Consider the following 848-nt stretch of genomic DNA (forward strand, 5'->3'; position numbering starts at 1 on the left):
TGGGCGGAGATCGAAATCCGATTTCTTCTAGTACAGGCGGGGTTCAGACAGTCCGATACCATCGTGTCTTTTTCACCGATGCCGCGCGACCGTCGCTGCTGCTGGTGCGGATGAACCAGCAAAAGCTCGTCGAGTGATCAATCCCTGCATTAAGGGGAAGATTTTGCAGGAACCCTGCATCAGCGCGAAGCGAAATGATGCGATCAAGCTAGCACTTGCAGGCAATATCGTCTGGAGCGTATCGGGCAAGCGGAAGCTGTCCTCAAGTCGAGGTTTTGCTGCTCGCACTTGATCAGAGCCAGTTCACAGGAAGAAAAACTCGCAGCCGAAAAGCGGCGGCCGAAGGGGTTAAAATGACCATCAACATCAAAGATATCGCCGAGAAGGACCGCAACTCGGTCCTGCACCCGTTCACGCAGTTGAGGGACTTTGCCAGCGGCAAACTTGGCGAGCCGACGATCGTCGAGACGGGCAAGGGGATCCGCATCCAGGATGCCCATGGCAATCAGTTGATCGACGGGTTTGCCGGCCTCTACTGCGTCAACGTCGGCTACGGCCGCACCGAGGTTGCCGAGGCGATCTCGCGCCAGGCCTATCGCTTGGCCTATTACCATTCGTACGCAGCTCACACGACCGACGAGCTTGCGATCCTCTCCGACCGCCTCGTGAAGATGGCGCCCGGCAAGATGAGTAAGGTGTTTTATGGCATGTCCGGTTCGGACGCCAACGAGACCCAGGCCAAGCTCGTCTGGTACTACAATAATCTGCGCGGCAAGCCGACCAAGAAGAAGATCATCTCGCGTGAGCGCGGATATCACGGCTGCAGCGTGGTGTCCGGGTCGATGACC

General features: G+C 57.4%; 1 protein-coding gene. It reads left to right on the forward strand.

Features of this window, described 5'->3' with window-relative positions; genetic code table 11:
* Positions 1-353: 353 nt before the first annotated feature.
* A partial coding sequence (locus tag RCCGE510_RS32215; RefSeq protein WP_007637547.1) for an aminotransferase class III-fold pyridoxal phosphate-dependent enzyme occupies positions 354-848 on the forward strand: 495 nt, incomplete at its 3' end.

Origin of the sequence: Rhizobium sp. CCGE 510 (assembly GCF_000292525.1) — a bacterium.
GTDB lineage: Bacteria > Pseudomonadota > Alphaproteobacteria > Rhizobiales > Rhizobiaceae > Rhizobium.